Genomic DNA, 13,203 nt, shown 5'->3' on the forward strand with positions numbered 1-13,203 from the left:
CGGTTCACGTCTGTCCACCATTTGGGGGACAAAACGACGGCCTCAGTGGAGCAGGAAAGCGGCGGTATTGTTCGACGCGATCCCGCCGATCGCCACACTCAGATGGTACGTGGCCCCGCCCCCGGGTGCACTGGGACGCTCACTCCCGCACGTGTCCACCGACGAGCGCGTCCGGTCCCACGTCAGCGGGGCGGAACTCGTCGTCTGCTGTCCGGCGGCGAGGAGCACGATCATGTCGCTCGGCTCGGTCTGGCAGTCCGTCGAGCGCCACCACACATCGGAGCCGCTCGAAATCGTGAACGCCTGCGCGCTGGTTCCGACGTTCAGCGTGCAGTCGGTCTCACTTTGGTTGGTGAGCCGGATCGACAGCTGGGGGTTCTGGCCGGTGGCGTACGCCTGCTGATCCGTCACGGCCTCGATCGAGAGGTCGCCGGGAAGACACGCGTCCGCCATGGGGGTGAGCTCGGGGTTCGGCACTTCGGCGTCCCCCTCCGCTTCGGCCTCCCCCTCCGGTTGGGTCTCCGCATCCGTGGGCGGCGTCTCGGTCGGTATCGCCGTGGGCGTGGAGGACACGGGAGCCGTCGCCGAGGGGGTGGGAGCCGCGATCGATTCCGCGGCGCTCCGCCACGGCTGCGCGACGAACAGCCACACGAGTGCGCCGACCACGATGATGACGACGAGAAGCAGGACGAGTCGGCGGCGACGGTAGACCGCCGGAGAGTGCCGCCGACGCGGAGGAGTGCCGCTCATGCTCCCCAGGGTAGGCGCGAGAAGCGCGAAGCCCCGGGCGGCACGCCCGTCGCGACGGGCTACAGCGTCTTCAGCATCCGGGTATTGCCGAGGGTGTTGGGTTTGACGTGGGCGAGGTCCAGGAACTCGGCCACACCTTCGTCGGGACTGCGGACCAGCTGCGAGTACACGTCGGGATCGACGACCTGCTCCCCGATCGGTTCGAACCCGCGGCTCTGGAAGAAGTCGACCTCGAAGGTGAGGCAGAACAATCGCGACAGCCCCAGTTGGCGAGCGGCGTCCTCCAGTCCCTCGACCACGGCGCGCCCCACCCCGCGGTGCAGCCAGTCGTCGACGACGATCAGGGTGCGCACTTCGCCGAGGTCTTCCCAGATCACGTGCAACGCGCCGCATCCGATGAGGCGACCATCCGCCTCCGCGACCTGGAACTGCTGCACGGACTCGTAGAGGACGACGAGATCCTTGCCGAGCAGGATGCGGCGCTGCACGTACGGCTCCAACAGACCGTGGATGCCGGGGATGTCCGCGGTGCGGGCCGGACGGACGGTGAAGTCGCTCATGGTCCCAGCCTAGGATGCGAACATGGCGGCGACCTCAACCCGGTCGGCACACCGCCGCAGCCGTCTGCCGAATCCTCGGAGCATCCATGCCTGATCGCACTGCACCCGCACCGGTCGTCGTCGTCGCAGACGCAGACCCCTCGGAACGGGTCGTCCGCGCGCTGCAGCGGCGATACGCCGCCGACTACGAGATCGTGTCCGCCGGCGAGGACGCCGGCGCCGCGCTCGATACGCTCGCCGCGGACGGGCGACAGCTGGCGCTTCTGCTCGCCGCCGACCCACCGTCGGGAATCTCCGTCGGCGACCTGTTCTCGCGTGCCGCGCTCGCGTTCCCGGATGCCCGACGCGCGCTGCTGATCGAGTGGGGCGCCGGCGTCCGATCCGAGACGGCCGAGCGTGTTCTCAGCCTCATGTCCGAGCTGCTGATCGACTTCTATCTCATCCGTCCCTTCGAGCCCGGCGATGAGGACTTCCATCGCGCCGTGACGGAGTTCCTCCGCGACTGGCGGTCGACGACCCGCGACCGGAGCGGATTCACGGTGATCGGATCGGACACGGCCCCCCGCACCCACGTGCTCGGTGCGCTGCTCGCCCGGAGCGGTCTCGCGGTGAAGCACCTCGCCCCCGAGTCAGCGGAAGCCGCCACCATCCTCGATGCGGCGGGGCGCCGCTACACCGGTGCACCCGTCGTCCTGGCCGCCGACGGCAGCATCCTCGACGACCCCGATGACCAGGCGGTGGCGCGCGCCTCCGGGCTCACCACGTCCGTGCCGACCGCGCCCGTCGACCTTGCCATCATCGGAGCCGGGCCGGGCGGGTTGGCCGCGGCGGTGTACGCGGCGTCGGAGGGCCTGTCCACGCTGGTGATCGAGCGGAGTTCCATCGGCGGGCAGGCAGGGTCGAGCTCGCTGATCCGGAACTACCTCGGCTTTCCCCGGGGAGTGGCAGGAGCCGAACTCGCCCGTGGGGCGTATCAGCAGGCGTGGGCGTTCGGGGCGCGCTTCGCCCACGCGCGAGAGGCGACGGCGCTGGAGAAGGATGGTGCGTTCACGATCACGGTCGGCCCGGGTGACGAACAGGTCGTGGCGCGCAGCGTCGTGCTGGCCACCGGCATCTCCTACCGGCGGCTGGCGGTTCCCGGGCTGAAGCCGTTCGTCGGGACTTCGGTCTTCTACGGCGCTTCGTCCGTGGAGGCGCGCGCGCAGCAGGGCCGCGCGGTGTGCGTCGTGGGCGGGGGGAACTCCGCGGGCCAGGCGGCACTGCACCTGGCCCGGTACGCCGCCACCGTCACGCTCCTCATCCGCGGCTCCTCCCTCGCCGCGAGCATGTCGAGCTACCTCATCGCGCAACTCGAGGCGCTCGGGGTGACGATCATCCGCGAGTCCCGCATCGTGGACGCGCGGGCCGACGAGTCGGGCCGTCTGGCGGCGGTCGAGGTCGAGAACGCGAGCACCGCCACCCGCGCCTGGGTGGATTGCCAAGGACTTTTCGTCACGATCGGGGCGCGCCCGCACACCGGATGGCTTCCTGACGCGGTGCTCCGCGACCGCTGGGGGTATGTCGTCACGGGTTCGTCCGAGGCCGACGAAGACCTCCCGGATCCGTGGCGCGGCGGCGAGCGGCCAGGCCAGTTCGAGACGTCGGTGCCCGGGCTCTTCGCGGTGGGTGACACTCGGCGGAGTTCCCTCAAGCGGGTGGCATCCGCGGTGGGCGAGGGCTCGGTCGTGATCTCGGCCGTCCACGCGCATCTCGCGGCGCACTGACGGCGCCGCCGCGGGCGATGCCCGGATACGACGAACGGCGGATGCCGGAGCATCCGCCGTTCGTGTGTGTCAGCTCAGGCGCCGGCGACGATGTCGGGGGTCGCGGTGATCTCGCCACCGGTGGTGACACCGACGGCGACCTTGTCGCCCCGCGCGGTCGTCTCGAACACGAACTCGCCGTTCGCCGAGTCGACCTTCACGTGGTCGCCCGATGTGAGCTCGCCGTGGAGGATCTTCTCGCTCAGTCGGTCTTCCACCTCGCGCTGCATCGCCCGGCGGAGAGGACGCGCACCGAGGGCGGGGTCGAACCCGATCTCGATGAGACGCTCCTTCGCCGCCTGCGACAGCTCGATCGTCATGTCACGGTCGAGCAGCCGGTCGGCCAGACGCTTGGTGAACAGATCGACGATCTGCACCAGCTCGGGCTTGGACAGCTGCGGGAAGACGATGATGTCGTCGACACGGTTGAGGAACTCGGGCTTGAAGTGCCGCTTCAGCTCCTCCTGCACCTTCCCCCTCATGCGGTCGTACGAGGTGGCGGTGTCGCCCTCGACCTGGAACCCGACCGGGCCGCCCGCGATGTCGCGCGCGCCCAGGTTGGTCGTCATGATGATGACGGTGTTCTTGAAGTCGATCACGCGGCCCTGACCGTCGGTGAGACGGCCTTCCTCGAGGATCTGCAACAGCGAGTTGAAGATGTCGGGGTGCGCCTTCTCGATCTCGTCGAAGAGCACGACCGAGAACGGCTTGCGGCGCACCTTCTCGGTGAGCTGCCCGCCCTCTTCGAAGCCGACGAACCCGGGAGGGGCACCGAACAGCCGCGAGACGGTGTGCTTCTCGCCGAACTCCGACATGTCGAGGGAGATCAGCGCACCCTCGTCGTCGAAGAGGAACTCGGCGAGCGCCTTGGCCAGTTCGGTCTTTCCGACGCCCGTGGGGCCGGCGAAGATGAACGATCCGGACGGGCGCTTGGGGTCTTTCAGACCCGCACGCTGGCGGCGGATGGTCTTGGCAAGGGCCGAGATGGCCTCTTCCTGGCCGATGACGCGCTGGTGCAGCGCCTTCTCCATGAAGACGAGGCGGCTGGACTCCTCCTCCGTGAGCTTGAACACGGGGATGCCGGTGGCCTGAGCGAGCACCTCGGCGATGAGACCTTCGTCAACGACCGCGTGGCTCGCGACGTCGCCGCTGCGCCACTGCTTCTCGAGACGGAGACGCTCAGCCAGGAGCGACTTCTCCTCGTCGCGCAGCGACGCGGCCTTCTCGAAGTCCTGCTCCTCGGAGGCGACTTCCTTCTGCTCGCGGACCTTGGCGATCTTCTCGTCGAACTCGCGCAGCTCCGGCGGGCTGGACAGGATCGACAGACGCAGGCGTGCGCCGGCCTCGTCGATCAGGTCGATGGCCTTGTCGGGCAGGAACCGGTCGCTGACGTAACGGTCGGCGAGGTTCGCGGCGGCGACGATCGCACCGTCGGTGATCTGCACCTTGTGGTGCGCCTCGTAGCGGTCGCGCAGGCCCTTCAGAATGTTGATCGCGTGCGGCAGGCTCGGCTCAGCCACCTGAATCGGCTGGAAGCGGCGCTCCAGCGCAGCATCCTTCTCGAAGTGCTTGCGGTACTCGTCGAGCGTCGTGGCACCGATCGTCTGCAGCTCGCCGCGGGCGAGCAGCGGCTTCAGGATCGACGCGGCGTCGATGGCGCCCTCGGCAGCACCGGCACCCACGAGCGTGTGGATCTCGTCGATGAAGACGATGATGTCGCCGCGCGTGCGGATCTCCTTGGTGACCTTCTTGAGGCGCTCTTCGAAGTCACCGCGGTAGCGGGACCCGGCGATGAGCGAGCCGAGGTCGAGCGAGTAGACCTGCTTGTCCTTGAGCGTCTCGGGCACATCGCCCTTGACGATCGCCTGCGCGAGGCCCTCCACGACGGCGGTCTTGCCGACGCCGGGCTCCCCGATGAGGACGGGGTTGTTCTTCGAGCGGCGCGACAGGATCTGCATCACGCGCTCGATTTCCTTCTCGCGCCCGATGACCGGGTCGAGCTTGTTGTCGCGCGCGGCCTGCGTGAGGTTGCGGCCGAACTGGTCGAGCACCGCCGAGCCGCCCTGGGCGGTCGCCGATGTCTGCTCGCCGGCGCCGGATGCGACGCCCGCGGGCTCCTTGCCCTGATAACCGGACAGGAGCTGGATGACCTGCTGGCGGACCTTGTTCAGGTCGGCGCCGAGCTTGACGAGCACCTGCGCGGCGACGCCCTCACCCTCGCGGATGAGACCGAGCAGGATGTGCTCGGTGCCGATGTAGTTGTGTCCGAGCTGCAGCGCTTCGCGCAGCGACAGCTCCAGGACCTTCTTCGCGCGGGGGGTGAACGGAATGTGGCCGGTCGGCTGCTGCTGCCCCTGCCCGATGATGTCCTGTACCTGCTCACGCACAGCGTCCAGCGAGATACCGAGGGACTCCAGGGCCTTGGCGGCCACACCCTCGCCCTCGTGGATCAGGCCGAGCAGGATGTGCTCGGTGCCGATGTAGTTGTGGTTGAGCATCTTCGCCTCTTCTTGGGCGAGCACCACAACTCGACGGGCACGGTCGGTGAATCTTTCGAACATCCTCAAACCCTCCAGAATGGGTCGATCGGCACGCTCCGCGCGCCGTATATCGAGACTAACCAGCGCCTTGATACCGGGCGGCCGTGTTCGCCGTCGGCATAGCGCGGGCACTGCCCCTTGCGCGGGCGCCGATTCCGCGATTGCGCGGGCGAGATGGCGCTGCCTCGCCCCCTGCCGATTGACTTTGCACGCGCCTGGATTAACGATATTCGATAACAACGAATATCGTTATGGAGTGCGTTTCCGAACGAAGCCTGCGGCATCGGTACTCCGACAGCAGAGCTGCAGCACGACACGAAGGGACGGGTGTGATGGAGCAGACCACCAAGAAGGAACGTAACGAGATCCTGTCGACGCTCGGCGTCAGCGGCACCCTGGCGGTCGCCGTGATGGTCGCCTCCGTGATCCGCTGGCTCGAGACGTTCACCCCCGAGGGCACGTCGGTGCCGGTGCCGTTCGGGCACGTTCCCGCGCAGCTCGCGCCCGGGAACGGGCTCCCCACGACCATGGTCGAGGTGACGTGGGCGGACGTGATCGCCCCGGGGACCAACACGCTCTCGGTGATGTCGCTGGCTGCGTCGATCGTCGTGGGCGCGGCGGCGGCCCTCACCGTGATCGCCCTGCTCGCCGTCCTCGCGCTGCGGTTCCTGCGGGGTCGCTTCTTCGACGCGACGAACCCGCGCCTGCTCGACGCGGCGGGATGGACCATGTTCGGGGGCGCGGTCGCGGTGTACTTCCTCGACACGCTCGGACGCAACGGGGTCCTCGCGGCCGCGGGCCTCGCCGACTTCGATCCGGACTCGTGGGCTCTGGCGTGGCCGTTCTTCGCCGTCTGGATCGCTGCGACTGTGCTCGGGCTGCTCTCGCTCGCATTCCGTCGCGGCATCCGCCTGCAGCGCGACTCGGAGGGTCTGGTGTGAGCCCCGCAGAAGACGAGGGGCCCAGCGGCGTCCACTGCCGGCTGGACGAGCTGCTCGCGGAGCGCGGGATGACCCTGACCCGGCTCTCCGAACTGGTCGGCGTCTCGATCGTGAACCTCTCGGTGCTCAAGAACGACCGCGCCCGCGCCATCCGCTACTCGACGCTGTCGGCGATCTGCCGCGCGTTGGACTGCGAGATCGGCGACCTGCTCGTGCTGGCTCGGGACTGACTCAGGGCGCCGCGAGGAAGTCGGCGCCCGCCAGCCGGAACGTGCGCGCGCCGGGCGCGTTCGTGTGGTGACGCCCGGGGATCTCGAAGAATGTCCCGTTCGGGGTCACACCGGCCAGGTGACGCGACTGCTCGAGGATGCCGTCGTCACTCCCGGTCGCGAAGAGCACCCGCTGATGCGGCGGGGTCGCCGGATCGGGATCGTTCTGCCCGATCCGCATCCCCTCCGCCACCGCGATCAACGCGCGCAGGTCGTTGCCCGGAACGCGCTCGGCCAGCCAGACGTAGCGCTGCGTCACCTCGTCCGTCACGGGCTCCCCGTGGTCGGCATACGCGCGCGCCTCATCCACTCGCAACCGGGAGAGCGGGCGCCCGTCGGGGATGCCGCCGAGCACCGCTCGCTCGACGTGCTCCGGGGCATCCACGGCGAGCTGCCAGCCGACGCGCCCGCCGAGGGAGTATCCGAGGTAGCGGACGCCGAGCTGCAGGTAGGTGTCGAGGACCGTTGTGAGGTCTCGGACGAGGACCGGCATCGCATAACTCGCCGCATCGTGCGGCTTGTCGCTCGCGCCGTGCCCGCGCTGGTCCACCGCGAGGACGTGCAATCCGCGACTGAGGAGCTCGCGCACCCAGCCGGTGTTCGCCCAGTTGTCGCGGGTGCTCGATCCGAATCCATGCACGGCGAACACCGTCGGAGCATCAGGGTCGCCCCACGAGTACGTCGCGACGCGCACGCCGTCATCGGTGATGACGAACTGCGCCGGCGGCATCTCGGTCAGCGCGCGAATGGCAGCATCCATGCTTTCATCGTGGCGTATCCGCGGTGCTCGGCGGTGCGCTCATTGTCGAGCGGCCCCACGCCACAGCGGGCAGAGGGGGTCAGGGCTGACCGGCGATGGGGACGCGGGAGCCGTCGTACGTCGCACCGGAGAGCACGGCCTCGTAGGCGACACCAGCAGGCACACCGGGCACCTCGACCGCTGTCACGCGCGGTGCCATGTCGGCGGTGCACACCTGGTCGGCGGGCGGAGTGACGAAGGTGACCGCGATCTGCCCGGGCGCCGACACCGCCGCCGTGTCCACCTGCGGCACGCAGCTCGATGATCCCCACGTCAGCAGCGCGAAGACGTCGGGACCCGCCCACCCGGCACTGGGCAGGCCGCCCTCCAGGCCTGTGCCCGGTGTGAGGCCGGCGACCCCCGGAACGTCGACCGCCCCGCGGAAGCCGGCCCCGTCGACCTCGACGCTCAGGTCCTGGGCGGGATCCACGCCGGCGGGCAGGGCGACGGCGAGCCCCTGCGAGACGAGGTCGTGCGTGCAGGCTTGCTCGGGCTCCATCAGCGAAATGCGCAGCACGCCGTCGTCGTACGCCACGTCATCGGCGAAGGGCCGGCAGGACGAGCTGCCTTCCAGCAGCACGCCCACCATGGCGCCGCCGTCCAGCCACGCCGCGGCGATCTCCGTCGCCTGGTCGGTGCCGGTGGGCGACGACGATGCCGGCGTCGAGCCGGTCGGGCCCGTCGCGCATCCCGCCAACCCGCCGACGACCAGCACTGCGCCGCCGAGAGCGGCGAGGAGGGAGCGGGCGAGACGGGACATGGAGACCTCCGGATGGGGGGAGCACCCCACCAGCGGAGGCACTTCCCCATCCTTTCGAACCTCGCTGGACGAACCCGCCGGATCCGGTAACACCCGCATCACGATCCGCCGATCGACCGCCTACTGCAGGGCGGAGGTGAGGCGGGCGAGGTTGTCCAGCAGCGTCGAGCGCAGCGGCTGGTTCATCCACTCCCCCAGTGTGAGCTCGCGGCTGAGGTCGCGGTACGTCTCGGCCACGGCCTCCAGGTCGCGGACGAACTCCTCCCCGCGCACGAGGAGGGTGATCTCGAGGTTCAGGCCGAAGGACCGCATATCCATGTTGCTCGAGCCGACCACCGCGACTTCGTGGTCGATGGTGATGCCCTTGGCGTGGAGGATGTAGGGCTTCCGGTACATCCAGATCTTCACACCGGCCCGCAACAGCCCCTCGTAGTAGCTGCGCTGCGCGTGGTACACCAGGGCCTGGTCGCCCTCCTCCGATACGAACAACTCGACGATCACTCCGCGCTGACACGCGGTGGTGATCGCGAGGAGAAGCGCCTCGTCGGGGACGAAGTAGGGGCTGACGACGACGATGCGTTCCTTCGCGGCGTAAAGGAGCCCGAGGAAGAGCTTGAGATTGTTCTCGAAGTCGAATCCCGGACCGGAGGGGACGACCTGACAGTCGAGGTCACCCGGACCCGGGGCCACCTCGAACAGGTTGATCTCGTCCGTGAGGACCTCATCCGTCTCGCCGTACCAATCCGAGAGGAACACGGCGTTGATGCTGGCGACCACCGGGCCTTCGACCCGCACCATGAGGTCGACCCAGTGCAGGCCGCGACGGATGTTCTTGCGCAGGTTGTAGCTGGAGTCGGTCACGTTCTGCGATCCCATGTAGGCGACCCGGCCGTCCACGACGAGAAGCTTGCGGTGATTGCGCAGATCGGGGCGCTGAGTGCGCCCTCGCAATGGCTGCACGGGCAGCAGCAGGTGCCATAGCGCACCCATCGCCGTCAGGCGGCGCAGGGTGCGGCGGTAGTTCGGCTTGCCACGGTTGGCCCAGTGGTCGAGCAGGACTCGAACGACCACCCCGCGCGCGGTGGCCTCCTCGAGCGCGCGGAAGAAGTTGTCGGTCGCCGCATCCGATTGGAAGATGTAGAACTCGACGTGCACGTACTTCTCGGCCTGCCGGATGGCGTCGGCCATCGCATCCAGGCTCTCCTGATAGTCGGAGATGAGGGTCGCGCCGTTGTCGCCGGCGATCGGCATGGCGCCCAGATTGCGATTGAGCCGGACGAGGGCGCGGAACCATTCCGGGGCGTGAGGGCGCAGGGTTCCGAAATCCAGAGACGCGCTGGTCTCGCGGATGTAGTCGTTGAGCGCCGACTGCTTACGGCGGAACTTGCGTGGGAGGCGCGGGTTGCCGATCAGCAGGAAGAGCAGCACCCCGATGAACGGGATGAAGTAGATGGCGAGCAACCACGCCATGGCAGCGGTCGGGCGGCGGTTACGGGGGACGATGATGATGGCGGCGATGCGAATCGTCACGTCCACGATCAAGGCGACGACCACCCACCACGTGGCATCGAAGTTCACCTCGACCACGGAACCCCCTACCGGAAATCCCCTCAGCGTATCGAATGCCGGGGGCGCGTCCCGGAGGCGCGTCAGCGCTCGGAAGTCGCGGCGGGCGGCAACCCGCGCCGGGCGCGTTCCTGAGCTTCCATCCGCGCGTACACTTTCCGCTCCGTGCGGTCGATGCGGACGATGCCGCGGATCAGGAAGAAGAACACCACCGACACCACCACGGTCGGCAGCAGCGACCAGACGACGGCAATCCAGTAGGCATCCACCTCTCCAGGATACGCCGTGCCCTCCTCCGTCGCTTCCCGCGGCCGGCCCCCGCCGGGTCGGCCACTCTTCGTCCCCAGGCCGGCCCGTGGAGCATCTCTCCACCATCCGGCCGCCGCCTGGGTCCCACCGACGTCGCTCCGACGATCGTGGTCGGCATGACGACCATCTTCCGGGCGGCCAGCGCCGCCGACTTCCTGGCCCTCGTGCCCCGCCTGCTCGGCTACCGGCCGACGCGGAGTCTCGTGCTCATCCCCTTCGACGGCAACCGCACCCTCGGTGCTCTCCGACTGGATCTGCCCACCGACCTCGATCGTCCCGACCTCGACCGCGCGGGCTCGACGATCATGGGCATGGTCTGCAAGGTCAGCCACGCGGATGCCGTGGCCGTGGTCGCCTACTCCGACGCGTCGTTCGCCGACGCGCCGGGACTCCCGCACGACGAGGTGGCGCGCGCGTTGCTCTCGCACGCAGACATGTGCGGGCTGCGCGTGAGCGAGGCGCTGTGCGTCGCCGCAGACGGATGGGGCTCGTATCTCGACCCGGGATGCCCCGACTCCGGGCGCCCGCTGACGGAGATCCCGTACGATCACGAGGCGTTCGCCGGTGCGCCGATGCCGGTGCACGACCAGGCATCCGGCGCCGACCTCCCCCCGGTCGATTTCGCCGAGAAGGAACGGATGGCCCGCGCACTGGCCGAGATCGAGAGCGCTATGGGCTCGCTGTTCGGGGACGGGGGAGGCAAGGACGATCGACGCATCGCGCCGGCGGCGCTGGCGACGGTGTGCCGCATGGACGACGTACCGCTCCTGTTCGAGGAGGCGATCATGCGCGACGCCGCGGCGCTCGACCCCTTCGAGGCCGCGGCGGTGACATGGTGCCTCATGCGCCCGGGCCTTCGAGACGTCGCGCTCGTGCAGTGGGTACGCGACCTCCCCGCCGGAGACGAGGCGTTCGAGGCGCAGCTGCGTTTCGAGGACGGCGAGGCGTACCCAGAGCACCTGGCCGCTCCGATCTGGGGCGAGGGGGATTCGCCCGACCCCGACCGCCTGCAGGCGGCGCTCACGCTGACCCGGCGGTTGGCCGCCGCCGCCCCGCGGGACGCGCGGCCGGGCATCCTGGCGGCCGCGGCGTGGCTGTCGTGGGCGCTCGGGCACTCGACGCACGCCGGCCGCTATGCCGAGCTTGCGCGAGAGATCGACCCGGATCACGTCATGGCCGGGATCGTGCTGACCTTCGCCGCGAACGCCCACCTTCCCGAGTGGGTCTACCGGCGCTCGGTTCCGTCGGACCCCGTGACCCGCCTCATCGATTCGGGCGGGGTGGAGTCGTGAGCAGGGTCGGCGCAGGGGCTACTTCACGAGCGGGAAGAGGATCGTCTCGCGGATGCCCAGCCCCGTGATGGCCATCAGCAGGCGGTCGATCCCCATGCCCATCCCGCCGGTGGGCGGCATGCCGTGCTCCAGCGCCCGGAGGAATTCCTCATCGATGCGCATCGCCTCATCGTCGCCGCGGGCGGCCAGCAGCGCCTGCTCTGTGAAGCGCTCGCGCTGGATGACCGGGTCGACGAGCTCGGAGTATCCGGTTGCCAGTTCGAACCCGCGCACGTACAGGTCCCACTTCTCCACGACCCCCGGGATCGAGCGGTGCTCGCGGACGAGCGGACTGGTGTCCACGGGAAAGTCCATGACGAACGTGGGGCGGGTCAGCCCGCCCTTGACGAAGTGTTCCCACAACTCCTCGACCCACTTACCGTGCGTGGGATGCGGCGGCTCGTCGACGCCCGCCTCTTCGGCGAGCGCGCGCAACTCCTCGAGCGGGGTTTCGGGGGTGATTTCGCGGCCGGCAGCCTCGGACAGCGAGCCGTACATCGAGATCCGGTCCCACTCCCCACCGAGGTCGTAGACGGTGCCGTCCGCCCAGGTCACGGTGGTCGATCCGGCAACGGCGACGGCGGCGTTCTGCACCAGCGTCTGCGTCAGGTCGGCGATGCCGGAGTAGTCGGTGTACGACTGGTACGCCTCGAGCATCGCGAACTCGGGGCTGTGCGTGGAGTCGGCGCCTTCGTTGCGGAAGTTCCGGTTGATCTCGAAGACTCGGTCGATCCCGCCGACGACGGCACGCTTGAGGAACAGCTCGGGGGCGATGCGCAGGTACAGGTCGGTGTCGAACGCGTTCGAGTGCGTCACGAAGGGACGGGCGCTCGCCCCGCCGTGCTGCACCTGCAGCATCGGCGTCTCCACCTCGAGAAAGCCGCGCTCGGCGAAGGTGGCACGAAGGCTCGCGTTGACCTTGGCGCGGGCGACGACGGTCTCCCGGGCGCGGTCGCGCACGATGAGGTCGAGGTAGCGGCTGCGCACGCGGCTCTCTTCGCTGAGCTCGGTGTACATGTTGGGGAGAGGCAGCACCGCCTTCGAGGCGATCTGCCACTCGCTGACCATGATCGACAGTTCGCCGCGGCGGCTGGAGATGACCTGGCCCGAGACGAACACGTGATCGCCGAGGTCGACCAGCTCCTTCCACGCCTGGAGGGAGTCCTCGCCCACGACGGCGAGGGAGACCATTGCCTGGATGCGGCTGCCATCGCCCGACTGGAGGGAGGCGAAGCACAACTTCCCGGTGTTGCGGCTGAACACGACGCGTCCGGCGACGCCGACAGTGACGCCGGTCTCGTCACCGGCCTCGAGCTCCGCGAAGCGCGCTCGCACGTCGGCGATGGTGTCGGTCACCGGAACGGTCACCGGGTAGGGCCCTCCGGCGGCATCCGCGCGTTCGGCCAGCAGCCGTTCCCGCTTGGCCAGACGCACGGCCTTCTGCTCGAAGGCGTCGTTCGATTCGGCGTCCCGAGCGTCGTCGTTCGGGCTGTCGGTGGCTGCGGATGCGGGCGCGTCGGTCATCGGCGGGGGCTCCTCGGGATTCGCTCCCAGTCTAGGCGCGCGGGTTTCCGGG

The 13,203-nt window shown here is 69.1% G+C and carries 12 protein-coding genes; 4 read left to right on the forward strand and 8 right to left on the reverse strand.

Going from position 1 to position 13,203, the window contains the following annotated elements; all coding sequences use genetic code 11:
- Positions 1 to 42 precede the first annotated feature (42 nt).
- Positions 43 to 750, reverse strand: coding sequence for a hypothetical protein (locus AC4FS2_RS17180; protein ID WP_491154871.1), 708 nt, complete (start codon positions 748 to 750; stop codon positions 43 to 45).
- Positions 751 to 809: 59 nt separating this feature from the next.
- The gene (locus AC4FS2_RS17185; RefSeq protein WP_491154873.1) at positions 810 to 1,310 is read right to left on the reverse strand and encodes an amino-acid N-acetyltransferase; all 501 of its coding nucleotides are present in this window, start codon (positions 1,308 to 1,310) and stop codon (positions 810 to 812) included.
- Positions 1,311 to 1,396: 86 nt separating this feature from the next.
- Here AC4FS2_RS17185 and AC4FS2_RS17190 point away from each other — a divergent pair, with 86 nt between their 5' ends.
- Positions 1,397 to 3,073: an NAD(P)/FAD-dependent oxidoreductase gene (locus AC4FS2_RS17190; protein ID WP_491154874.1), complete on the forward strand. Its 1,677-nt coding sequence runs from the start codon at positions 1,397 to 1,399 to the stop codon at positions 3,071 to 3,073.
- Positions 3,074 to 3,147: 74 nt separating this feature from the next.
- On the opposite strand, the gene AC4FS2_RS17195 is transcribed toward AC4FS2_RS17190, so the two are convergent.
- A complete protein-coding gene (locus AC4FS2_RS17195; protein ID WP_491154876.1) occupies positions 3,148 to 5,673 on the reverse strand; it encodes an ATP-dependent Clp protease ATP-binding subunit in 2,526 nt (841 codons plus the stop codon).
- A 311-nt stretch (positions 5,674 to 5,984) separates the two neighbouring features.
- On the opposite strand from AC4FS2_RS17195, the gene AC4FS2_RS17200 reads away from it, so the two are divergent.
- Together AC4FS2_RS17200 and AC4FS2_RS17205 are read left to right on the forward strand one after the other, a co-directional pair.
- Positions 5,985 to 6,593, forward strand: coding sequence for a hypothetical protein (locus tag AC4FS2_RS17200; protein ID WP_491154878.1), 609 nt, complete (start codon positions 5,985 to 5,987; stop codon positions 6,591 to 6,593).
- The gene (locus tag AC4FS2_RS17205) at positions 6,590 to 6,823 is read left to right on the forward strand and encodes a helix-turn-helix domain-containing protein (protein ID WP_491154880.1); all 234 of its coding nucleotides are present in this window, start codon (positions 6,590 to 6,592) and stop codon (positions 6,821 to 6,823) included. Before AC4FS2_RS17200 ends, AC4FS2_RS17205 begins: the two co-directional genes overlap by 4 nt.
- A 1-nt stretch (position 6,824) precedes the next feature.
- Here AC4FS2_RS17205 and AC4FS2_RS17210 read toward each other — a convergent pair whose 3' ends face one another.
- The 4 genes from AC4FS2_RS17210 to AC4FS2_RS17225 form a co-directional block, all read right to left on the reverse strand.
- Complete coding sequence (locus AC4FS2_RS17210) at positions 6,825 to 7,622, reverse strand: alpha/beta fold hydrolase (protein WP_491154882.1); 798 nt, start codon at positions 7,620 to 7,622, stop codon at positions 6,825 to 6,827.
- Between the two features lie 79 nt (positions 7,623 to 7,701).
- Positions 7,702 to 8,421 (reverse strand): hypothetical protein, encoded by a 720-nt coding sequence (locus AC4FS2_RS17215; protein ID WP_491154884.1) that lies wholly within the window; start codon positions 8,419 to 8,421, stop codon positions 7,702 to 7,704.
- 120 nt (positions 8,422 to 8,541) lie between these two features.
- Positions 8,542 to 10,008, reverse strand: coding sequence for a cardiolipin synthase (gene cls / locus AC4FS2_RS17220; RefSeq protein WP_491154886.1), 1,467 nt, complete (start codon positions 10,006 to 10,008; stop codon positions 8,542 to 8,544).
- A gap of 62 nt (positions 10,009 to 10,070) precedes the next feature.
- On the reverse strand, positions 10,071 to 10,256 hold the full coding sequence (locus AC4FS2_RS17225; protein WP_491154887.1) for a hypothetical protein: 186 nt from the start codon (positions 10,254 to 10,256) through the stop codon (positions 10,071 to 10,073).
- 156 nt (positions 10,257 to 10,412) lie between these two features.
- On the opposite strand from AC4FS2_RS17225, the gene AC4FS2_RS17230 reads away from it, so the two are divergent.
- Positions 10,413 to 11,588, forward strand: coding sequence for a DUF4192 family protein (locus AC4FS2_RS17230; protein ID WP_491154889.1), 1,176 nt, complete (start codon positions 10,413 to 10,415; stop codon positions 11,586 to 11,588).
- Positions 11,589 to 11,606: 18 nt separating this feature from the next.
- On the opposite strand, the gene lysS is transcribed toward AC4FS2_RS17230, so the two are convergent.
- Positions 11,607 to 13,151 carry a lysine--tRNA ligase gene (gene lysS / locus AC4FS2_RS17235; RefSeq protein ID WP_491154891.1) on the reverse strand — a complete coding sequence of 515 codons (1,545 nt, stop codon included), beginning with the start codon at positions 13,149 to 13,151 and terminating at the stop codon, positions 11,607 to 11,609.
- Positions 13,152 to 13,203: the final 52 nt, after the last annotated feature.

The organism is Microbacterium sp. Z10_103, assembly GCF_058310455.1.